This window comes from Lelliottia sp. CFBP8978 (assembly GCF_034046055.2).
GTDB lineage: Bacteria > Pseudomonadota > Gammaproteobacteria > Enterobacterales > Enterobacteriaceae > Enterobacter.
Map to the genome: position 1 here is coordinate 2,553,423 of NZ_CM188253.1, position 20,397 is coordinate 2,573,819.

Sequence of the window (20,397 nt, forward strand, 5' to 3'; positions counted from 1 at the left end):
ATAATTCTAATGAGGACTTCATCGTGTCTAATACCAGCCTGCAAATTGATATTCCGGAAGTGCAGCCCGCAAATATTATTTCCGCCCTGACCCATGGGCAGCTTATTCCTGGGCCAATCTGGACGAAACGAGACTATCGCATCAAATTCTTCCTGCGCTCATTGCTGTTCTGGTCTTCGACAAAACGCATGCTGAGTGCGCTGGCGCATCGGGCTGATTTCGATAAGCTGCTGGCAGCCCAGATAACGCTCCCGAGCAAAACGCATCGTCAGTATCTGACCCGTGGATTAAGCGCTAACCAGCGTGCTGAAGCCATCGTTCACCACTATGAATGGCTGGATGCCCTGCCGGACAGGAGTCTGGTAAACGCGCTGACCCATCCGGTGGCTCAGCCGGTTGTCCACTTCCAGGCGAAAGATGGCGCGCAATATAACGTCTATGCCTCCTCCGCCAGCAAAGCGGAGCGCGAAGGTGAAAGCACCCTCTGGCTGCGCGATGAAGAGGATACACTGCTGACAAGCCTGACGTTCAGCGTGGTTCCACAGGGAGAGCATTCCGCTCTGGTGATCGGTGGGCTTCAGGGTCCACGTCGCGGTGTGACGCGAGAAACGATCAAAAAAGCCACTCGCGCCTGCTATGGCCTGTTTCCGAAACGAGTCCTGATGGAGGTCATTTTTCATCTTGCCGCGCGAAGCGATATCAAAGCGATATACGGCGTCAGTGATGAAGGCCACGTGTTCCGCGCCCTGCGCTATCGCCTGAGTAAAGGCCGGCATTTTCATGCCAGCTACGATGAATTCTGGGCATCAGTTGAGGGGAAGAAGCTGTCCGCCTTCCGCTGGGAGCTGCCGTTACAGATGGAACGCAAATCCCTTGAAAGTATCGCCAGTAAAAAACGCGCCGAATACCGCCGCCGTTTTGGCCTGTTGGACGAGATTGCAGAAGGCATTAACGCCCGCTTTTAACGTTAGTGGTGGCTTCGCCACCACGTAACTTTATCTTTTATAGCCTTTTTATCATTTAGCTCTGCCCGTTCGTTTTTTACGAGACATTGCTGCACGATTGACTGTATGTGGCGACTACTGTAGCGCTTCTTCTCTGGGTAATGTGTTATAGGGAATCAGCGACCCGTCTTTCTTCAAAACCACCCTTTCTTCATTGCAGATCTCATCCGAAAAAAGATTGCACTGCAGGTCAGTGGAAGGTTCACTGATACCCAGCAGCTGGGTGATAAGAGGAATAAGATCAAAACCTGAACGCGGCGCAGTGATGACCTTTCTCTCGGCCATGTCCGACGTCGTCACAAAAAGCGGAACATCATAATTATTCTGGTACTTATCCGAATGCTGCAGGCGCTCCTCGCTTGTCCCCTTATCGACGATCTGAAGGCCATGATCCGCAAAGTACATCATTGCCCAACTTCCGGAATTTTTGCCAAGCATCCCATGCACACTGTCGAGTAAAGCGTCTGTATTTTTGATGCTCTGGATATAGCACGACTCTTCTCTGGAGCGGAAGAAATTGTCGTAATGACCGTTAGTGCGAACACAGGCCACCGGATGCGAACCCATCAGGTGAATGAAAACCGCTTTTTTCCCTTTGCGATTCAGAGCGTCTGAAATCAGGGGGAGCATCTTCTCATCCGGGCTATAGAGAAACTTATTAGAAGAACCGTTCTTAACGAAATGATAATCCTCGGCCTGCTTCCCCGCGAGCGAGACGGGGCTGTCCGCACCGCCAAAGACCCCCTGGTTGGAGATCCAGTTGGTGTGGTAGCCACTTTTGCCCAGCAACCGCACAATGCTGTTGTTGTATTCGACGCGTCCATCTTTGAAGCGGTACAGGGAGTGGGTCAAGGATAATACCGTTGCAGGGCCGCTTGAAATATAGTCAGTAAAGGTAATTCCCGGTGTTGATTGCATAAACGGGGTATTATTTACCGGGAAACCATAAACCGACATAAAATCACGGCGAACGCTTTCTCCGATAATAATTACTACGGTGTCATAATTATCGTTTTTAATGTCAGCATTCCAGCTATCGGTTTTTTTTACATTTTTTTCATAAAAGCTTTTATCTGAATTCACCTGCTTATAAGCACTGTACGCATCGTTGACGAATCTAATCGGCGGATAATGTGAATCAAGTGGAGATAAAATATTCTCCTGATACGCCGCTTTAATAGGCGTACTGAAAAAAGTAATCACGCTCACAAGAGAAAGGATTCGGGGCAACACAAAGGACGCTTTAGGTTTCAGCAGACAACATGAGACAGCCGAAAGAAAAATAGAGACAGAAATCAACCACTTCCATATTGATATAGAGAGGAAGAACTCTAACGTTTCGGCTTTATCTGTATAGGTCATGGAAGTCATGGCATTCAGATCGGGCGGGCCAAACGTCAATCCTATCGGGCAATAAAGGAACGCTATAATTGCCCCAGATATACAGGCGACCGAATATACTCCCCTACCCCTTAATGTTAGTAGTAGAACAAAAGTAAACAAACTGTATACCGTTGCGAGACCATAGCCGAAAGCAGAGTTGAAAAGGAAAGAAAATACCATGTTCGCAAGAATGAACATGCCAGTAGGATTGATCGTGTCACGAAACGACATGAGAAATGTGCCCCAGAAATGGCGGATATTGCCAACTAAAGTTAAATTGATGCGATTTTGCCGAATTAAGAATTATCTTATAAAAAAACAGATAACTTTACCATTAATTAAACATCAACTTTTAACAGCATTTCTCCGCAGAAGAAGATTCTAAGACCGGGTTTGCAGCCCTGTGCGGGCGTCAAAAAGTGGCGATGAGGATAAGCGTCGTTTTTTAACTTAAAACTCAGGAGCGACGGATCGGGCGCGCGGCTTTTCTCGCTTTTGGTTTGCTTGCTGGCAGGGTGTACAGGTCATGGGAACGCCGTTTCGCAGACGCAGGGTGTTTTAACTTTTACGTGTAAATGAATTGTGAATGTTAAAAACGGTGTGGTATAACGAGAAATACCGAAGTGTGAGATTCGGGTAATTTCAGGGCGTTTTCGGACGGAGATCCGTAAGTGACTGAGATTAAAGCTAGATAAAAAGAGACCGAATACGATTCCTGTATTCGGTCCAGGGAAATGGCTCTTGGGAGAGAGCCGTGCGCTAAAAGTTGGCATTAATGCAGGCTAAGTCGCCTGACACTTTAAGAATAGATGACGACGCCAGGTTTTCCAGTCCGCAGCAAAAGTGGTCGCAAAAAAAGCGTTTGAACATCCATAAACAAAAAAACCGCACTGCTTCCGTTGAGAAGCCTGCGGTTTTTTTATGGGAAACTCGCTGTTAGCAGAGCTTGTCGGCGCGCTCGATAAACGGCGCCAGACTCATCTTCTGACCGGGATTTGCCGGGTCGTCCGTCTGGATCACGCTAATCGGCTGGCCGTTGCTTTTTCCACTGGCGACTTGCTGCTGCGCCACATCATTAAGCGGGTATTGCACCAGCGTGCTCGGGTTAATCGCATACAGCGCATGGCCCGGGCGGCAAGTCAGCATGACTTCCTCGCGATTGAACGCCCATTTTTCTTTTCCAACCTCGAAGCGACTCACGGTGATCACCTGTGGGGCCGCAAAGGCGGAGCCGGCAGAGGCCAGCAAGATAAGAGCAAGAACTGTTTTTTTCATTCGTTTATAACCTTGTTAAAAAGGCTCCCAGGTCGCAAACAGACTGACAGCGGCCAGCACCAGTGCCCCCAGAACAACCTCTGCCTGTGTTAGCCAGATAAACCATTGTTGTCCGCGCCCGTCGTCATGACGGAATCGCGGAACCAGAAAATACCTGTTCACCAGCGCAATGACCACCATCATGGCCACCAGCGCACATTTCAACAAAAGGAGTTGCCCATACTCCGTGTGCCACGGCAGGTTCGCCCCCAGGATCAGCAGCGTATTGGCGATCCCGGTGAGGATAACCCCAGCCACGGCGACGTGACCCACGCGCGAAAAACGCATCATGGTATAAATGGCGGCCACACGCCAGCGCCCTTTCGAGAGCCGGATGCAAAACACCAGGGGTAACAGAGAGCCGGTCCAGATCGCCGCGCAGAGCAAATGAGTGGCGTGATTCAAGCGCTGCAAAACGCCCGGAATGCCGTCACGCATCGCCGCATGCCCGACACCTGCCAGCAAGATGAACTGGACGGTTGCCAGCAACAGCAGCAGACGCGCGTTTTTCCCCGGTGCAATCCAGGCCGCACCGGCAGTCAGGAGCGCACAGATGATTTGCCAGACCCAGACGCCGCCAAAGCGGGTGCTGGCGACAGCCTGCCAGATTGACGGGGCGATGACATCAGCCCAGCCGTCGCCCATCTGACCGCCCTGAATGGCGAGCATTAGCACGGCAGCGCTCAGACTCACCAGCGCTGCCACTTTTTGCTGCCCCTGAAAACGGCGGGTCATAAGCCGCTGCAAGGAAAACGGTGCCAGCCATGCGCTGTATAAGGCATTGCCAAAAAGCAGGATTAGCGCCGCGAAATGCACAAAGCGCAGGGCGACATAGCAAAATGCCAGCATCTTATTTCACGCTGAAGTGGTAGCTGCCCTTGGTTTTGTGACCGTCTACAGAAACCACATGCCAGTCAACGGTATAGGTGCCTGGCGTCAACGCCTGTTCAATGGGAGCGATAAGCTGGGTGTCGTCATTTTCGGCGCGTTTCACCGTACCGATCTTCACGATTTGCTGCTTATCACCCGTCACCGATACGCCGCTAAATTTTGGCTCAATACCTTCTGAAAAATTCAGCGTCAGCGCCTGCGGTGCGGCGGTCACAGCGGCATCGGCGGCCGGGTATTGATGTTTGAGGTGAGCATGCGCCAACGCTGCGGGAGCCGCGCCAACGGAAAGCAGAAATGCCAGTGCGCAAGCCGCGCGGGATGCGGTGGATACCATACCTATCATTCCTTTTGGTTATGTCTATATGACAGAGGATAACTCTGTATAATATCTGAGTCGAGGATCATCCTGCGACGGCTTGTCAACACAGGGCAAGCGCGGTAACGTTGGCGGCGCAAATTCAGGAGAAGGTAATGAACATTAATCTGGCAACTCTTCCACAGGATGAAATGGACAAAGTGAATGTCGATCTCGCCGCAGCGGGCGTGGCATTCAAAGAGCGTTATAACATGCCTGTAATTGCTGAAGTCGTTGAACGCGAACAACCGGCCCATCTGCGCGACTGGTTCCGTGAGCGACTGATTGCGCATCGCCTGACCTCTGTCACGCTGTCGCGCTTATCTTACGAACCTAAAGTTAAGTAAACGCCGCGTCTGGTTACACTTCCTTACATGTTATCTGGCAGGATAAGAAAACCCTGATAAAACCAGGTGTATCTTTGAATCCCTGCGACTAAGTGTATAAGGAAGTCACGATGTCCCACTGGAATATTGCCGCTGCCCAGTATGCCCCGCTTCACGACTGCGTTGACGATCATGTCGAGCACCACCTTCGCTTTATCACTGCGGCTGCAGGCCAGCAGTGCCAGCTTCTGGTCTTTCCTGAACTATCGCTGACCGGCCCCGCCGGGAGCGATCTGGGCCTGCCCTCTCCTCCCGGGGAACAGGCGCTGGCCCCGATTGTCGAGGCTGTGCGAACCCATGCAATTACAGTCATCGCCGGTCTCAGCGTGGACGTTCACGGCCAGCGGCAAAAAGGTCTGGCCTTATTTTCGCCCTCCCAGCCCAGAGCGATACGTTATCCCCAGGGCCGAGGGGCGTGCCTGATGCCGGGAAACCCGCAGCTCACGATAGTTGATGGCAAAGCGGAGCTTCCCACTCTCGACCCACTGGCCGCCCTGTTTGCCAGTAGCCAGGCGGTTGGGGAATCGTGCTGGCGTGAGGCCATTAATCGCCTGCAGCGTTTTGCGCACAAACACGCGATCGCAGTACTGATGGCCAATGCGCATGGCAGCAGTGCGCTTTGGGATTCCAGCGGTCAGTTAATTGTGCGCGCCGACCAGGGCGAGCTGTTATTAACCGGCTCATGGGGTCAGCAGGGTTGGCAAGGTGATATCATTCCATTACGCTAACTGTTTTACGGTCAGGAGCCAGCCATGCTGCGTGTAATCGATACCGAAACCTGTGACCTTCAGGGCGGGATTGTAGAAGTCGCGTCCGTTGATGTGATCAACGGACAAATCGTCAATCCAATGAGTCATCTGGTTCGTCCCGATCGACCTATCAGCGCACAGGCGATGGCCATCCACCACATCACGGAATCTATGGTGGCGGACAAGCCGTGGATTGAAGAGGTCATTCCCCACTATTACGGCAGCACCTGGTATGTGGCGCATAACGCCAGCTTTGACCGCCGGGTATTGCCGGAAATGCCCGGGGAATGGATCTGCACCATGAAGCTGGCGCGGCGTTTATGGCCGGGAATTAAATACAGCAATATGGCGCTGTATAAATCCCGCAAGCTCAGTGTGAAAACGCCGGAAGGTTTGCATCACCACCGCGCCTTGTATGACTGCTACATCACGGCTGCGCTACTGATCGATATAATGAACAACACGGGATGGACACCGGATGATATGGCGACCATCACCGGACGTCCGGCCCTGCTGACCACCTTTACCTTCGGAAAATATCGCGGTAAAGCGGTGTCGGAAGTGGCAGATCGCGACCCGGGCTACCTGCGCTGGTTATACAATAACCTCGATCGCATGAGCCCAGAGCTGCGCCTGACGCTTCGTCACTATCTGGATGAAGCCTAATCAGCAGCATGGCCTGGCAGCGTCCCCTGTGCCAGGCCAATCAGAAAGGCGTATTCCAGCGCCACCCCTTCATAGGATTTAAATCGCCCTGATTTACCGCCGTGTCCGGAATCCATATCGGTACAGAGCAGCAGCAGGTTGTCGTCTGTTTTCAGCTCGCGCAGTTTAGCCACCCATTTAGCAGGTTCCCAGTATTGCACCTGTGAATCGTGCAGGCCGGTGGTGACTAACAGATGTGGATAGTTTTTTTGTTCTACGTTGTCGTACGGGCTATACGCTTTCATGTAGCGATAATAGGTTTCATCCTGCGGATTGCCCCACTCTTCAAATTCACCGGTGGTTAACGGGATGGATTCGTCCAGCATCGTGGTCAGCACATCGACAAACGGCACCTGCGCGACAATGCCCTTAAACAGCTCGGGACGCTGATTGATCGCTGTCCCCATCAACATGCCGCCAGCACTGCCGCCCATACCAAACAGCAGGTCGGGATCGCCGTAACCCTGCGCGAGTAACGCATCGCACACATCAAGATAATCGTTGAAGGTATTTTTCTTGTTCAGAAATTTGCCGTCTTCGTACCAGTGCTGCCCCAGCTCCCCGCCGCCGCGAATATGCGCGATAGCAAACACAAAGCCCCTGTCGAGCAGACTCAGCCTGCTGCTGCTGAAATCGGCATCCATACTGGAGCCGTAAGAGCCGTAGCCATAAACCAGCAGTGGATTTTTTCCTTTGCGGAAATGGTCTTTGTGATACACCAGCGACACAGGCACTTCAACGCCATCGCGAGCGGTGATCCAAACGTGCTCGCTCCGATAGCGGCTGGCATCGAAACCCGTCACTTCCGCCTGTTTCAGCACTTTGCGCTGGCCGGTATCCATATCAAGCTCAAACAGCGTATCGGGAGTGGTCATCGACGAATAGCCATAGCGCAGACGCGAGGATTCTGGCTCCGGGTTGTAGCCAATCCACGTCACGTAGGCCGGATCGTCAAAAGCGATCCCCACCACCTCACGGGTTTTACGGTTAATTTGCCGGATGCTGGTTAACCCGCGCTGACGCTCCTCCACCACCAGCCAGTCGGTAAACAGGGTAAAGCCCTCCAGCATCACCTGTTCACGAGCAGGGATCAGCACTTCCCATTTACGCTCGTCGCGCACTTTGGTTTTGTAAAGGCCAAAATTTTTACCTTCGCGGTTTGAACGCAGATAAAAAGAGTGCTGGAAGTGATCGAGGCTGTACTCATGATCTTTACGTCGTGGCAGAAAACAGAGTGGCTGGGCATCCGGCAGTTCAGCATCCAGCAGCAACACTTCCGTGGTCGTAGCGCTGGCAAGCGAGATAATCACATAGTGAAGTGAAGTTGTCTTATGCAAACTGACGTAAAAGGTCTCGTCTTTCTCCTCGTAAACCAGCTCGTCATTGAGGGACGACGTGCCGACCGTGTGTCGCCAGACCTGATAAGGCAGCAGCGTAGAGGCATGTTTTTTGATGTAGTAGACGGTTTCAGAATCGTTGGCCCAGACGAATCCCGGCGACACGTTATCCAGCATTTCCGGATACCAGTTTCCGGTCTCCAGATTGCGGAATCGCAGCCCGTACTGGCGTCTTGAAAGGTAGTCTTCCGCCAGCGCCATAATCGCGTTATCGGGCGAAATCCCCATTCCGCCGAGGGTGTAAAACTCACTGTGCGATGCGCGCTGATTGGCATCAAGGAGCGTTTCCCAGTCGTCCCACTCCGCGCTGAGCGCAGACTGTCTCTGGTAAATGGCATACTCCTTGCCCGGCTCGTAAACATGGCGGTAGCGATAGCCATTTCGGGTCCACGGCGCGGAGATATCTCGTTGCGGCACGCGTGCCACCATTTCGCCCAGCAGATCGTCCTGCAGCGCCTGTTGTGACGACATCACCTTGCGGCCGTAGTCATTCTCCTGATGCAGGTAATCGAGGACTTCAGGCTGCGAGCGAGAGTCGTCCCGCAGCCAGTAGTAGTTGTCTGTGCGCGTATCACCGTGAATGGTGATCGCTTTCGGAATGCGTCGGGCTTTTGGATACATGTCAGTTTTTCTTTTGCGTTTACACCCTATAAGGGTGGCAAAACGCGCGCATGATGCAAGCGAAACGTGACATCAGCAGGCTCAATTTACCCCGGTAATGCCTGTTTTTGCTGCCGAATATCCTGTTCAATCCCTTCACGCACATCCTGTGGAATTTTCAACGCGTCGCCCAGGGCGTTGAGATAGCTGCGCTCCATAAAGTGGTCAATATCAATGGCCGCGCAGCTCAGGAAATAGAGCTCCAGCGCTTCCTCTTCGTTTTTCACGCTCTGCGCCAGACGCGCCGGATCGAGTGGCTGTTCGATGGCCTGGGCGACCAGCGTTCTGCCCTGCTCCTCCACCCCCGCTTCCCGCAGTTGCTGTTCAATGGCAGCGCGCTCCTGATCGTCGATATGTCCGTCGCTTTTGGCGGCAAACACCAGCGCCAGAATCAATCTTTCCGTACGCACATCCAGCGGTGAACTTTGCTGGCCATACTGTGGCTCTCCCTGATGCGCAGTGCGAATTTTATCTTTGTACTTATTCCACAGCACCGTTCCGGCTATCGCTCCCCCGCCGGCCAGCAGCGCGCCAGTGCCGTATTTGGCCAATAGCTTACGTGAAGATTTATTCGCCACCAGCAGGCCCGCCAGGCCGCCCAACGCGCCAGGCATCAGCAACTTACTTAGCCCCTGTTCACCGGATGATGATGACGCTTTTTGACCTAACATGGATTGCAATTGATTTAGCCAGCCTGACATGATTTTCCCCACTTAACGGTTCGCATTCATCACAGCCTAAGCGAGGAGATGTCAGGAAATGTCTGGCCGCGCTAAAGATGCGCAAATTTCCGCGTCTTTCCTTCTACCGGTACGGTCCCGAAGGAAGACACACGCAAACGTTTTCGTTTATACTGCGCGCAACTTTTTCAGGGGGATTTTATGACTCGTTTAGGAACTGCGCTGCGTCCGGCAGCGACGCGCGTAATGCTGTTGGGCTCAGGCGAACTGGGAAAAGAGGTGGCTATTGAGTGCCAGCGTCTGGGGATCGAAGTCATCGCAGTCGATCGCTACGCCGATGCACCAGCAATGCATGTCGCGCATCGCTCGCACGTCATCAATATGCTTGATGGCGAAGCGCTGCACGCGCTGATTGCCGAGGAAATACCGGACTATGTGGTGCCTGAAATCGAAGCCATCGCCACCGATACGCTGATCGAACTTGAACAGGCCGGCCAGCGCGTGGTGCCCTGCGCCAGAGCGGCAAAACTGACCATGAACCGTGAAGGTATCCGCCGCCTCGCGGCAGAAGAACTGGATTTACCCACCTCAAGCTACCGCTTTGCTGACGGCAAAACCGATTTCCTTCAGGCCGTCGATGAGATTGGCTACCCGTGCATCATTAAGCCGGTGATGAGCTCCTCCGGTAAAGGTCAGAGTTTTATTCGCAGCGCTGAATCGCTGGACCACGCGTGGGATTATGCCCAACAGGGTGGTCGCGCGGGAGCCGGACGCGTCATCGTTGAAGGCGTCGTCAAATTTGATTTTGAGATAACCTTGCTGACGGTCAGCGCCGTGGACGGCGTTCATTTCTGCGATCCGATTGGTCATCGTCAGGAAGACGGCGATTACCGTGAGTCGTGGCAACCGCAGCAGATGAGTGCGCTGGCGCTGAAGCGTGCGCAGGAGATTGCGCAAAAAGTGGTGCTGGCGCTGGGCGGTTACGGTCTGTTTGGCGTGGAATTGTTCGTCTGTGGCGATGAGGTGATTTTCAGCGAAGTCTCTCCGCGTCCGCATGATACGGGCATGGTGACGCTGATTTCTCAGGATCTCTCTGAGTTTGCCCTGCACGTTCGCGCGTTTCTGGGCCTGCCGGTCGGCGGGATTCGTCAGTATGGTCCGGCGGCATCGGCGGTGATTTTGCCTCAGCTCACCAGCCAGAACGTCACGTTTGATAATGTGGATGCTGCCGTCGGCGCGGGTCTGCAGTTGCGTCTGTTTGCTAAACCGGAGATTGACGGAACCCGTCGTCTGGGCGTGGCATTAGCCACCGGCGATAACGTCGAAATTGCCATTGAGCGAGCGAAGATGGCTGCCGCGCAGGTGAAAGTGGAAGGATAAAAAAACGGGCCAAATGGCCCGTTTTTAGATGTTCATCGACAATTTTACAGCTTCGCGCCTTCGACAGCTTCACGCGCCAGCTTAGTGATGCGGTCCCAGTCGCCTGCTTCCAGCGCATCCGCCGGAACCAGCCACGAGCCACCGATACACAGTACGCTTTTCAGCGCCAGGTAGTCGCGGTAGTTTGCCGGGGAGATACCGCCAGTCGGGCAGAAACGAACCTGCGAGAATGGACCTGCAATTGCCTGCAGCGCTTTTGTACCGCCATTGGCTTCAGCCGGGAAGAATTTAAACTCCTTCAGGCCGTAGTCCATACCCAGCATCAGTTCTGACACGGTGCTGATACCCGGGATCAACGGGATAGTGCCTTCGGTTGCTGCTTTCAGCAGTGGCTCGGTCAGGCCCGGGCTGATCGCAAACTGCGCGCCCGCTTCGGTCACTTCAGCCAGCTGCTGTGGATTCAGCACTGTACCGGCGCCGATAATCGCGTCCGGCACTTCTTTGGCGATGGCGCGGATAGCATCCATCGCGCATGCGGTACGCAGCGTCACTTCAAGAACACGAACCCCACCAGCAACCAGCGCTTTCGCCATCGGTACGGCGTGCTCCAGTTTGTTCACCACGATAACCGGCACTACCGGGCCAGTTGTCAGGATTGCTTCTGCACTTGTTTTCCAGTTTTTCATCAGAGTTTTTCTCTCGCCAGATCGATAATTCTTGTCGTCTTAAAACGTAATACAGGTTGCGCCCTGCTCAGCACCGGAGAGATTCTCACGCAATGCACTGAACATTTCGCGCCCTGTGCCCACACGCGACGCGCTCAGGTCAGGAATATGCGGCTTACGGGCTTCAAGTTCAGCCTCATCCACCAGCAGGGTAAGTTCGCCTGTCTGGCCATTTACGCGGATGATGTCGCCATCGCGGACTTTTGCCAGTAACCCGCCGTCATAGGCTTCGGGTGTGACGTGAATCGCTGATGGCACTTTACCTGATGCGCCAGAGAGTCGTCCATCGGTGACTAACGCAATTTTGAAACAGCGGTCCAATAATACACCAAGTGGTGGCATAAGTTTATGTAATTCTGGCATGCCGTTGGCTTTCGGTCCCTGATGACGGACCACCACCACACAGTCTTTATTCAATAACCCCGCTTCGAAAGCGGGTAAAACATCGTGTTGGCTTTCAAAAATAACCGCCGGAGCTTCGACAATCTGATTCTCAACCGGAACGGCAGAGGTCTTCATCACCGCACGGCCAAGGTTTCCGCTTAGCACTTTGGTGCCACCGTGGTGCGAAAACGGCTTCGCAAAGGTGGCGATCACCTGCTCATCCAGAGAGTCCTGCGCGCCTTCACGCCAGTCAAGCTGACCATCGTTCAGCCACGGCTCCAGGGTGTAACGTTGCAGGCCGAATCCGGCGACGGTGTTGACGTCTTCATGCAGCAGGCCGCCTTTCAGCAGCTCGCGGATCAGTACCGGTACGCCGCCCGCAGCCTGGAAGTGGTTGATATCCGCCGGGCCATTCGGGTAAAGACGCGCCATCAGCGGCACGATGTCAGAAAGCTCAGAGAAATCATCCCAGTTAATGATGATGCCTGCCGCGCGGGCCATCGCCACAAGGTGCATGGTGTGGTTGGTTGAACCCCCGGTTGCCAGCAGCGCCACGATGCCGTTGACGATCACTTTTTCGTCAACCATTTTACCGAGCGGCATCCACTCATTGCCGTTCCCTGTCAGACGGGTTACCTGACGAGCGGCGGCTTCCGTCAGGGCCTGACGCAGTGGCGCATCTGGCTGGACGAATGACGATCCCGGCAGCTGCATGCCCATAAGCTCCACCACCATCTGGTTGGTGTTGGCCGTGCCGTAAAATGTGCACGTCCCCGCGGCGTGGTAAGAGGCGGCTTCGGCTTCGAGGAGCGCAGTACGATCGACTTTGCCTTCGGCATACAGCTGGCGGATACGCACTTTTTCTTTATTTGGCAGACCGCTCGCCATCGGCCCTGACGGCACAAAAATCGCAGGCAGATGACCAAAGGAGAGTGCAGCCATCGCCAGGCCCGGGACAATTTTGTCGCAGACGCCGAGGTACAGAGCGCCGTCAAACATGTTGTGAGACAGCCCCACTGCCGCAGACATGGCGATCACTTCGCGGCTCAGCAGGGAAAGCTCCATCCCGTCCTGGCCCTGGGTAACACCGTCGCACATGGCGGGCACGCCGCCCGCCACCTGACCCACCGCATTTGCGCTGTGCAGCGCCTTGCGAATAATTTCCGGGTAGTGCTCATACGGCTGATGGGCGGAGAGCATATCGTTGTAGGAGGTAATGATCGCAATATTGTTACGCAGCATGCTTTTCAGCGAGGCTTTATCGTCCGGCTGGCAGGCGGCAAAGCCATGCGCCAGGTTTCCGCAGGCGAGCTGCGAACGATGCACCGTGTCGGTTTTTGCCTGCTGAATGCGGGCGAGGTAGGCAGAACGTGTCTTTTGCGAGCGTTCAATAATGCGTTGTGTTACGCGTAACAATACAGGATTCACAGAAGCTCCTCTAATTTATTTGTCCAGGCTCGGGAGTTAACAAGATGAATCGCTTGTCTTAACAAGGCTGAAACGCTTGCTGTCCGTAGTCCGGGGGCAAAATCGCTTCAGCCAGTGTAATAAAAAAAGCTCCGCGGGTGAATCCACGCGGAGCTTAAATGTTTAAAAATTATGCCACAATCTGTGTTAGATCATGTTACCGGTAAAATAACCCGTTTGGATTACCTGTCGGATTTACTCGAACTCGTTCCAGGAGCGGCCATCGCGGGTGATCATCGCGACAGAAGCGACCGGTCCCCAGGTGCCTGCCTGATACGGTTTTGGCGCATCCTGATCGGCCGCCCACGCTTCCGTAATAGAGTCGACCCACTTCCAGGCCTCTTCCACTTCATCGCGACGAACAAACAGCGCCTGAATCCCACGCATAGTTTCCAGCAGCAGACGCTCGTAAGCATCTGCAAGGTGCGTCTCGTTGAAGGTTTCGGAGTAGCTCAGATCCAGCTTGGTGGTCTGCAGGTTGTGCTTATGGTCAAGGCCCGGCACTTTATTCAGCACCTGAATATCTACGCCCTCATCAGGCTGCAAACGGATGGTCAATTTGTTCTGCGGCAGTTCCTGCCACGACTCTTTGAACAGGTTCAGCTCCGGGTTTTTGAAGTACACGACCACTTCAGAACATTTGGTCGGCAGACGTTTACCGGTGCGCAGATAGAACGGAACCCCCGCCCAGCGCCAGTTGTCGATATCGACACGGATGGCCACAAACGTCTCGGTGTTGCTGGACTTGTTCGCGCCCTCTTCTTCCAGATAACCAGGGACTTTTTTGCCCTGTGCGAAACCGGAGGTGTACTGACCGCGGACGGTTTTCTCGCGGACGTTCGAGCGATCGATACGACGCAGTGACTTCAGCACTTTGACCTTTTCGTCGCGAATATTATCGGCCGAGAGATCGGATGGCGGGGACATGGCGATCATGCAGAGGATCTGCAACAGGTGGTTCTGGATCATGTCGCGCATTTGACCGGCCTGGTCAAAGTAACCCCAGCGACCTTCGATACCCACTTCCTCGGCCACGGTGATCTCCACATGATCGATGGTGCGGTTATCCCAGTTGTTGGCGAACAGCGAGTTAGCAAAGCGCAGCGCCAGCAGGTTCAGTACGGTCTCTTTACCCAGATAGTGGTCGATACGATAGACCTGGCACTCTTCAAAGTACTCGCCCACCTGGTCGTTGATTTCGCGAGAGGTGGCAAGAGAGGTGCCCAGCGGTTTTTCCATCACCACGCGCGCCGGTTTGGCGTTCAGTTTCGCTTCACCCAGGCCTTTGCAGATCGCGCCAAAGGTGCTTGGCGGCATCGCGAAATAGTTAATGGTGACGCGGTTTTTCTGGTCCAGCATCTCACCCAAACGTTCGAACGCGGTGGTATCGTTGACATCCAGGTTGCAGAAATCAAGACGACCGCTCAGCGCATCCCATAAACTCTCATCAATCTTCTCTTTCATGAAAGTTTCGAGCGCTTCACGTACCACTTTGGTGTACGCGTCTTTATCCCAGTCAGCGCGGCCAACACCCAGGATGCGAGTGTCCGGGTGGATCTGGCCTGCTTTTTCCAGTTGATACAGGGAAGGCAGCAATTTACGGCGTGCAAGATCGCCTTTCGCGCCGAAAATGACCAGGTCACATGCCTGGGCTGTTTGCGTTACCGCCATGTCATTCTCCTCAGTTGGATACCCTGGTGCTTTTGCCAGAATATCGTTGTAATTTTATTACAATGCACTGTACTGCTTTTACGGCATTCCCGAAACCATTAGCGCTTATCCTCGCGTGCGATACCGCGATTTTTCGATGGTTTCACGCTTTAGTCACGGCAATCACCTTGAAACCGTTGAATCTTTATTCTGCCCGGCGATGGCTAAAACTCGACAGCGATCAAGTAATGAAAAAAAACAACAACATTTCTTGTCGTGGATTACCCTTCTGTCCGCCTGGAGGGGTATATTCTTCCTAATTCGAATCACGATTTCACCCATTAATGAAATCGTTTCCACCCATGAGCGCCTGGTCATCATGAATATGCTGGAAAAAATCCAGTTTCAACTGGAACACCTTAGCAAATCCGAGCGAAAAGTGGCTGAAGTTATTCTCGCGTCCCCTGCTCAGGCCATTCATTCAAGCATCGCTACCCTCGCGCAAGAGGCTGGGGTTAGCGAGCCTACCGTCAACCGTTTCTGCCGGAGTCTTGAAACGCGCGGTTTTCCCGATTTTAAACTGCATCTGGCGCAAAGTCTGGCAAACGGCACGCCTTATGTAAATCGTAATGTCGATGAAGATGACAGCGTCGAGGCCTACACCGGAAAAATATTTGAATCGGCGATGGCGACGCTCGATCACGTTCGCCAGTCGCTGGATAAGGCTGCGGTCAATCGCGCCGTCGATCTGCTCACCCAGGCGAAAAAAATCGCCTTCTTTGGGCTTGGCTCTTCTGCGGCAGTGGCTCATGACGCGATGAATAAGTTTTTTCGTTTCAACGTGCCGGTTATCTACTCCGATGACATTGTCCTGCAACGCATGAGCTGTATGAATTGTAACGAAGATGACGTGGTGGTGCTTATCTCGCATACTGGACGTACCAAAAGTCTGGTGGAGCTGGCTCAGCTGGCGCGTGAAAACGATGCCATGGTCATCGCGCTCACCACGCCTGGCTCACCGCTGGCCCGTGAATCTACGCTGGCCATCACGCTGGATGTGCCAGAAGATACCGATATGTATATGCCGATGGTTTCTCGTCTTGCGCAGTTAACCGTCATTGATGTTCTGGCGACCGGTTTTACACTCCGTCGCGGCGCAAAATTCAGAGATAACTTGAAGCGGGTCAAAGAAGCGCTCAAGGAATCGCGTTTTGATAAAGAATTGCTCATTAAGGGCGATGTACCCTAAATGTTGTTATAAGGTTGTTACTTTTTTCGGTATTCGGTAAGTTTCTACACAGCACCGAATCAATGTTCACGCAACACCAAAGTTGTTTCAGTCAACGGAGTATTACATGTCCAGAAGGCTTCGCAGAACCAAGATCGTTACCACCTTAGGCCCGGCAACTGACCGCGATAATAATCTTGAGAAGATTATCGCTGCGGGCGCGAACGTGGTACGCATGAACTTCTCTCACGGTACGCCGGAAGATCATAAATTACGTGCAGATAAGGTCCGTGAGATCGCGGCAAAACTGGGACGTCACGTGGCTATCCTCGGCGACCTGCAGGGTCCGAAGATCCGCGTTTCAACCTTCAAAGAAGGGAAGGTTTTCCTCAATATTGGCGATAAATTCCTCCTCGACGCCAACCTGGGTAAAGGCGAAGGCGATAAAGAAAAAGTGGGTATCGACTATAAAGGTCTGCCTGCTGACGTCGTGCCTGGCGACATCCTGCTGCTCGACGACGGTCGCGTACAGCTGAAAGTACTCGAAGTTCAGGGTATGAAAGTGTTTACCGAAGTGACTGTCGGTGGACCGCTTTCCAATAATAAAGGCATTAACAAACTGGGCGGTGGTCTCTCCGCTGAAGCGCTGACCGAAAAAGATAAAGCCGACATCCTCACGGCAGCGCAGATTGGCGTCGACTATCTGGCGGTCTCCTTCCCGCGCTGCGGCGAAGATCTTAACTACGCTCGCCGCCTGGCGCGTGACGCGGGTTGCGATGCGAGCATCGTCGCGAAAGTTGAGCGTGCAGAAGCCGTATGCAGCCAGGAAGCGATGGATGATGTGATTCTGGCGTCTGACGTGGTGATGGTTGCTCGTGGCGACCTCGGCGTTGAAATCGGCGATCCAGAGCTGGTCGGTATCCAGAAAGCGCTGATTCGCCGCGCGCGTCAGCTGAACCGTTCCGTGATCACCGCGACTCAGATGATGGAGTCAATGATCACCAATCCGATGCCGACCCGTGCAGAAGTCATGGACGTCGCGAACGCCGTGCTGGACGGTACAGATGCCGTGATGCTGTCTGCGGAAACCGCTGCCGGTCAGTATCCGGCAGAGACCGTGGCGGCGATGGCGCGCGTCTGCCTGGGTGCGGAAAAGATCCCAAGCATTAACGTCTCTAAGCACCGTCTGGACATTCAGTTCGATAACGTGGAAGAAGCGATTTCCATGTCTGCAATGTACGCCGCTAACCACCTGAAAGGTGTCACGGCCATCATCACCATGACGGAATCCGGTCGTACCGCGCTGATGACATCCCGTATCAGTTCTGGTCTGCCGATTTTCGCAATGTCTCGTCATGAGCGTACTCTGAACCTGACGGCTCTGTACCGTGGCGTCACGCCGGTGTATTTCGACAGCACCAATGACGGCGTTGCGGCAGCGAACGATGCCGTTAACCTGCTGCGCGACAAAGGCTATCTGGTCTCTGGTGACATCGTGATCGTCACCCAGGGTGATGTAATGAGCACTATTGGCTCCACCAATACCACACGCGTGATGACCGTCGAATAATCACCATGCGGATCGTGAGTTAAAAAAATCCCCCGTTTCCGGGGGATTTTTTATTTCTTCGGGAAAAGCTCTTTACGCTTATAAGGCTCTTTTTCGCCCGACTTGCGCGTTTTGAGGAGCTTGAGTATCCAGGTGTACTGCTCCGCATGGGGCCCAACCAGAATTTCCACTTCCTCATTCATCCGGCGCGCAATCGTGTGGTCGTCCGCCGTCAGCAAATCATCCATCGGCGGTCGAACTTCAATGGTCAGGAGATGCGTTTTTCCGTCGTAAATCGGGAAAAGCGGTATCACGCGCGCGCGGCACACTTTCATCAGACGACCAATAGCGGGCAGCGTGGCTTTATAGGTGGCAAAGAAATCCACAAATTCGCTGTGCTCTGCGCCGTGGTCTTGATCCGGCAGATAATAGCCCCAGTATCCCTGACGAACCGACTGGATAAACGGCTTAATGCCGTCGTTTCGCGCGTGGAGACGGCCACCGAAGCGACGGCGTACGGTATTCCACACGTAGTCGAAGATTTTATTGCCCTGATTGTGGAACATGGCCGCCATTTTCTGCCCTTGCGAAGCCATCAGCATCGCCGGGATATCCACTCCCCAGCCGTGCGGAACGAGAAAAATCACTTTTTCATCGTTGCGGCGCATCTCATCAATGATGTCCAACCCTTTCCACTCAACGCGTTTCATTACCTTTTCAGGGCCACGCAGCGCCAGCTCACCCATCATCGCCATTGCCTGCGGCGCGGTGGTGAACATCTCGTCGATGATCGCTTCGCGCTCTTGATCACTTTTCTCCGGGAAGCAGTAAAGCAGGTTGATCTGCGCACGACGGCGCGCGCTTTTCCCCAGTCGCCCGGCGATCAGACCGATTTTACCCAGCACCGGATCGCGTACCGAAGCGGGCAACAACGCCAGGCCCGCGAACGCATAGACGCCAAGCCAGGCTCCCCAGTTGCGCGGGTGACGAAATGATTTCTCAAACTCAGGAATGTATTCAATATTGTTTTTTTTGGTTTCCATGCTGGTTCCAGGGTCTGGTGACGCAGAAATAATAATAATGAGTTAGTGTAGCGAGGCAGACTTCAACGCACAAAAGAAAAAGCCGGCGCACGCATGCACCGGCTTTGCTGATATCGGGAAACTAGTCGAAGCGCAGTTGCGGCATAACTTCTTTTACCTGCGCCAGGTAGTCGCTGCGATCCTTGCCGGTCAACCCTTCGGTGCGCGGCAGTTTAGCCGTCAACGGGTTCACCGCCTGCTGGTTAATCCACACTTCATAGTGAAGATGCGGGCCGGTTGAGCGTCCGGTATTACCAGAAAGCGCGATGCGGTCACCGCGTTTCACCTTCTGGCCAGGCTTAACCAGCAGTTTACGCAGGTGCATATAGCGAGTGGTATAGGTGCGGCCATGACGAACGGCAACATAATAGCCCGCGGCCCCGCTGCGTTTAGCGATAACCACTTCGCCATCGCCCACAGACAGCACCGGTGTCCCCTGCGGCATGGCGAAGTCAACGCCACGGTGCGGCGCCACGCGGCCCGTTACCGGATTCAAACGGCGCGGGTTGAAGTTAGACGAGACGCGGAACTGCTTCGCGGTCGGGAAGCGCAGGAAGCCTTTGGCCAGACCCGTACCATTGCGGTCGTAGAATTTACCGTCTTCGGCACGAATCGCGTAGTAGTCTTTGCCTTCTGAGCGGAGACGCACGCCCATCAATTGGCTCTGCTCGCGCTTGCCGTCCAGCATTTCACGCGACATCAAAATCGAGAATTCATCGCCTTTTTTCAGTTTACGGAAGTCCATCTGCCACTGCATGGCTTTGATGACGGAGCTAATTTCGCCACTCGTCAAGCCGGCATCGCGGGCACTGGCCACAAAGCTTGCGCCCACCGTGCCTTTCAGCACATTGTTGACCCAGTCGCCCTGCTGCATTTCGCTGGTCATCTTGAAACCGTTGCCAGAACGATCGTAGGTGCGCGTTTCACGACGTGACACTTCCCACGTCAGACGCTGCAAATCGCCATCGTTCGTCAGTGTCCAGGAGAGCTGTTGACCAATTTTGAGGTTACGCAGCTCTTTATCGGATGCGGCGAGCTGGCTGATATCGCCCATTTCAATGCCGTACTGATTCAGAACGCTGCTTAATGTATCGCCGGTAGAGACAACGTATTCATGAATACCTGCTTCATTGGCGGTTTTATCATCCAGTTCATCTTGCGGAATGGCTTCATCTTCCTGAGGCGCCTGATCGATAGGTTCGCTGGCTTCTGGCAACAGAGAGCGGATTTCATTCTTTTCCAGCTCAATGGTTTTAACGATGGGGGCTGAATGTGGGTGGTACACATAGGGTCGCCAGACGGCGACCGCTAATGTGAGAACGGTAAGTGACCCCAGCATAACGCGATGGGGTCGAGGCAGATTATTAAATGCCAGGGCGACAGAGCGGGCTATCTGTTGCACGTGTTC

The 20,397-nt window shown here is 53.8% G+C and carries 18 protein-coding genes; 7 read left to right on the top strand and 11 right to left on the bottom strand.

Annotated elements, in window-relative coordinates; genetic code table 11:
- Positions 1 to 23 precede the first annotated feature (23 nt).
- Positions 24 to 965, top strand: coding sequence for a VirK/YbjX family protein (locus tag SOM82_RS12085; protein ID WP_320461056.1), 942 nt, complete (start codon positions 24 to 26; stop codon positions 963 to 965).
- A 114-nt stretch (positions 966 to 1,079) separates the two neighbouring features.
- Here SOM82_RS12085 and SOM82_RS12090 read toward each other — a convergent pair whose 3' ends face one another.
- From SOM82_RS12090 to yobA, 4 genes are all read right to left on the bottom strand, one after another.
- The gene (locus SOM82_RS12090; protein WP_501083523.1) at positions 1,080 to 2,366 is read right to left on the bottom strand and encodes a sulfatase-like hydrolase/transferase; all 1,287 of its coding nucleotides are present in this window, start codon (positions 2,364 to 2,366) and stop codon (positions 1,080 to 1,082) included.
- A 957-nt stretch (positions 2,367 to 3,323) separates the two neighbouring features.
- A complete protein-coding gene (locus tag SOM82_RS12095) occupies positions 3,324 to 3,662 on the bottom strand; it encodes a YebY family protein (protein WP_154125761.1) in 339 nt (112 codons plus the stop codon).
- 15 nt (positions 3,663 to 3,677) lie between these two features.
- The gene (gene copD, locus SOM82_RS12100; protein WP_320461054.1) at positions 3,678 to 4,550 is read right to left on the bottom strand and encodes a copper homeostasis membrane protein CopD; all 873 of its coding nucleotides are present in this window, start codon (positions 4,548 to 4,550) and stop codon (positions 3,678 to 3,680) included.
- A gap of 1 nt (position 4,551) precedes the next feature.
- Complete coding sequence (gene yobA, locus SOM82_RS12105; protein WP_154125763.1) at positions 4,552 to 4,926, bottom strand: CopC domain-containing protein YobA; 375 nt, start codon at positions 4,924 to 4,926, stop codon at positions 4,552 to 4,554.
- A gap of 137 nt (positions 4,927 to 5,063) precedes the next feature.
- Here yobA and SOM82_RS12110 point away from each other — a divergent pair, with 137 nt between their 5' ends.
- From SOM82_RS12110 to exoX, 3 genes are all read left to right on the top strand, one after another.
- A complete protein-coding gene (locus SOM82_RS12110; RefSeq protein ID WP_320461053.1) occupies positions 5,064 to 5,294 on the top strand; it encodes a DNA polymerase III subunit theta in 231 nt (76 codons plus the stop codon).
- A 110-nt stretch (positions 5,295 to 5,404) separates the two neighbouring features.
- Positions 5,405 to 6,061, top strand: coding sequence for a nitrilase-related carbon-nitrogen hydrolase (locus tag SOM82_RS12115; protein WP_320461052.1), 657 nt, complete (start codon positions 5,405 to 5,407; stop codon positions 6,059 to 6,061).
- A 24-nt stretch (positions 6,062 to 6,085) separates the two neighbouring features.
- Positions 6,086 to 6,748, top strand: coding sequence for an exodeoxyribonuclease X (exoX, locus tag SOM82_RS12120; protein WP_154125766.1), 663 nt, complete (start codon positions 6,086 to 6,088; stop codon positions 6,746 to 6,748).
- Here exoX and ptrB read toward each other — a convergent pair.
- On the bottom strand, positions 6,745 to 8,805 hold the full coding sequence (ptrB, locus tag SOM82_RS12125; protein ID WP_320461051.1) for an oligopeptidase B: 2,061 nt from the start codon (positions 8,803 to 8,805) through the stop codon (positions 6,745 to 6,747). The two genes, exoX and ptrB, sit on opposite strands and share 4 nt — an antisense overlap.
- Positions 8,806 to 8,891: 86 nt before the next feature.
- Positions 8,892 to 9,545 (bottom strand): tellurite resistance TerB family protein, encoded by a 654-nt coding sequence (locus SOM82_RS12130; protein ID WP_320461050.1) that lies wholly within the window; start codon positions 9,543 to 9,545, stop codon positions 8,892 to 8,894.
- 180 nt (positions 9,546 to 9,725) lie between these two features.
- On the opposite strand from SOM82_RS12130, the gene purT reads away from it, so the two are divergent.
- Complete coding sequence (gene purT, locus SOM82_RS12135; RefSeq protein WP_320461049.1) at positions 9,726 to 10,904, top strand: formate-dependent phosphoribosylglycinamide formyltransferase; 1,179 nt, start codon at positions 9,726 to 9,728, stop codon at positions 10,902 to 10,904.
- A 44-nt stretch (positions 10,905 to 10,948) separates the two neighbouring features.
- On the opposite strand, the gene kdgA is transcribed toward purT, so the two are convergent.
- From kdgA to zwf, 3 genes are all read right to left on the bottom strand, one after another.
- Positions 10,949 to 11,590: a bifunctional 4-hydroxy-2-oxoglutarate aldolase/2-dehydro-3-deoxy-phosphogluconate aldolase gene (kdgA, locus tag SOM82_RS12140; protein WP_154125770.1), complete on the bottom strand. Its 642-nt coding sequence runs from the start codon at positions 11,588 to 11,590 to the stop codon at positions 10,949 to 10,951.
- 39 nt (positions 11,591 to 11,629) lie between these two features.
- Positions 11,630 to 13,441 (bottom strand): phosphogluconate dehydratase, encoded by a 1,812-nt coding sequence (gene edd / locus SOM82_RS12145; protein ID WP_320461048.1) that lies wholly within the window; start codon positions 13,439 to 13,441, stop codon positions 11,630 to 11,632.
- 234 nt (positions 13,442 to 13,675) lie between these two features.
- Complete coding sequence (gene zwf / locus SOM82_RS12150; RefSeq protein ID WP_320461047.1) at positions 13,676 to 15,151, bottom strand: glucose-6-phosphate dehydrogenase; 1,476 nt, start codon at positions 15,149 to 15,151, stop codon at positions 13,676 to 13,678.
- A 358-nt stretch (positions 15,152 to 15,509) separates the two neighbouring features.
- Between zwf and SOM82_RS12155 the strand changes: the two genes are divergently transcribed.
- Both SOM82_RS12155 and pyk read left to right on the top strand, forming a co-directional pair.
- Positions 15,510 to 16,379 (top strand): MurR/RpiR family transcriptional regulator, encoded by an 870-nt coding sequence (locus SOM82_RS12155; RefSeq protein WP_154125772.1) that lies wholly within the window; start codon positions 15,510 to 15,512, stop codon positions 16,377 to 16,379.
- A gap of 106 nt (positions 16,380 to 16,485) precedes the next feature.
- On the top strand, positions 16,486 to 17,928 hold the full coding sequence (gene pyk, locus SOM82_RS12160; RefSeq protein ID WP_320461046.1) for a pyruvate kinase: 1,443 nt from the start codon (positions 16,486 to 16,488) through the stop codon (positions 17,926 to 17,928).
- Between the two features lie 50 nt (positions 17,929 to 17,978).
- On the opposite strand, the gene lpxM is transcribed toward pyk, so the two are convergent.
- Positions 17,979 to 18,950 (bottom strand): lauroyl-Kdo(2)-lipid IV(A) myristoyltransferase, encoded by a 972-nt coding sequence (gene lpxM, locus SOM82_RS12165; RefSeq protein WP_320461045.1) that lies wholly within the window; start codon positions 18,948 to 18,950, stop codon positions 17,979 to 17,981.
- 121 nt (positions 18,951 to 19,071) lie between these two features.
- Complete coding sequence (gene mepM, locus SOM82_RS12170) at positions 19,072 to 20,391, bottom strand: murein DD-endopeptidase MepM (protein ID WP_320461044.1); 1,320 nt, start codon at positions 20,389 to 20,391, stop codon at positions 19,072 to 19,074.
- Positions 20,392 to 20,397: the final 6 nt, after the last annotated feature.

Excerpts from the sequence above, each read along its gene's own strand:
- SOM82_RS12115 (WP_320461052.1), top strand. The coding sequence starts at position 5,405 with ATGTCCCACTGGAATATTGCCGCTGCCCAGTATGCCCCGCTTCACGAC.
- SOM82_RS12155 (WP_154125772.1), top strand. The coding sequence starts at position 15,510 with ATGAATATGCTGGAAAAAATCCAGTTTCAACTGGAACACCTTAGCAAA.
- SOM82_RS12130 (WP_320461050.1), bottom strand. The coding sequence starts at position 9,545 with ATGTCAGGCTGGCTAAATCAATTGCAATCCATGTTAGGTCAAAAAGCG.
- SOM82_RS12095 (WP_154125761.1), bottom strand. The coding sequence starts at position 3,662 with ATGAAAAAAACAGTTCTTGCTCTTATCTTGCTGGCCTCTGCCGGCTCC.
- pyk (WP_320461046.1), top strand. The coding sequence starts at position 16,486 with ATGTCCAGAAGGCTTCGCAGAACCAAGATCGTTACCACCTTAGGCCCG.
- SOM82_RS12110 (WP_320461053.1), top strand. The coding sequence starts at position 5,064 with ATGAACATTAATCTGGCAACTCTTCCACAGGATGAAATGGACAAAGTG.
- exoX (WP_154125766.1), top strand. The coding sequence starts at position 6,086 with ATGCTGCGTGTAATCGATACCGAAACCTGTGACCTTCAGGGCGGGATT.
- ptrB (WP_320461051.1), bottom strand. The coding sequence starts at position 8,805 with ATGTATCCAAAAGCCCGACGCATTCCGAAAGCGATCACCATTCACGGT.
- SOM82_RS12090 (WP_501083523.1), bottom strand. The coding sequence starts at position 2,366 with ATGACCTATACAGATAAAGCCGAAACGTTAGAGTTCTTCCTCTCTATA.
- kdgA (WP_154125770.1), bottom strand. The coding sequence starts at position 11,590 with ATGAAAAACTGGAAAACAAGTGCAGAAGCAATCCTGACAACTGGCCCG.
- copD (WP_320461054.1), bottom strand. The coding sequence starts at position 4,550 with ATGCTGGCATTTTGCTATGTCGCCCTGCGCTTTGTGCATTTCGCGGCG.
- zwf (WP_320461047.1), bottom strand. The coding sequence starts at position 15,151 with ATGGCGGTAACGCAAACAGCCCAGGCATGTGACCTGGTCATTTTCGGC.
- yobA (WP_154125763.1), bottom strand. The coding sequence starts at position 4,926 with ATGGTATCCACCGCATCCCGCGCGGCTTGCGCACTGGCATTTCTGCTT.
- purT (WP_320461049.1), top strand. The coding sequence starts at position 9,726 with ATGACTCGTTTAGGAACTGCGCTGCGTCCGGCAGCGACGCGCGTAATG.
- lpxM (WP_320461045.1), bottom strand. The coding sequence starts at position 18,950 with ATGGAAACCAAAAAAAACAATATTGAATACATTCCTGAGTTTGAGAAA.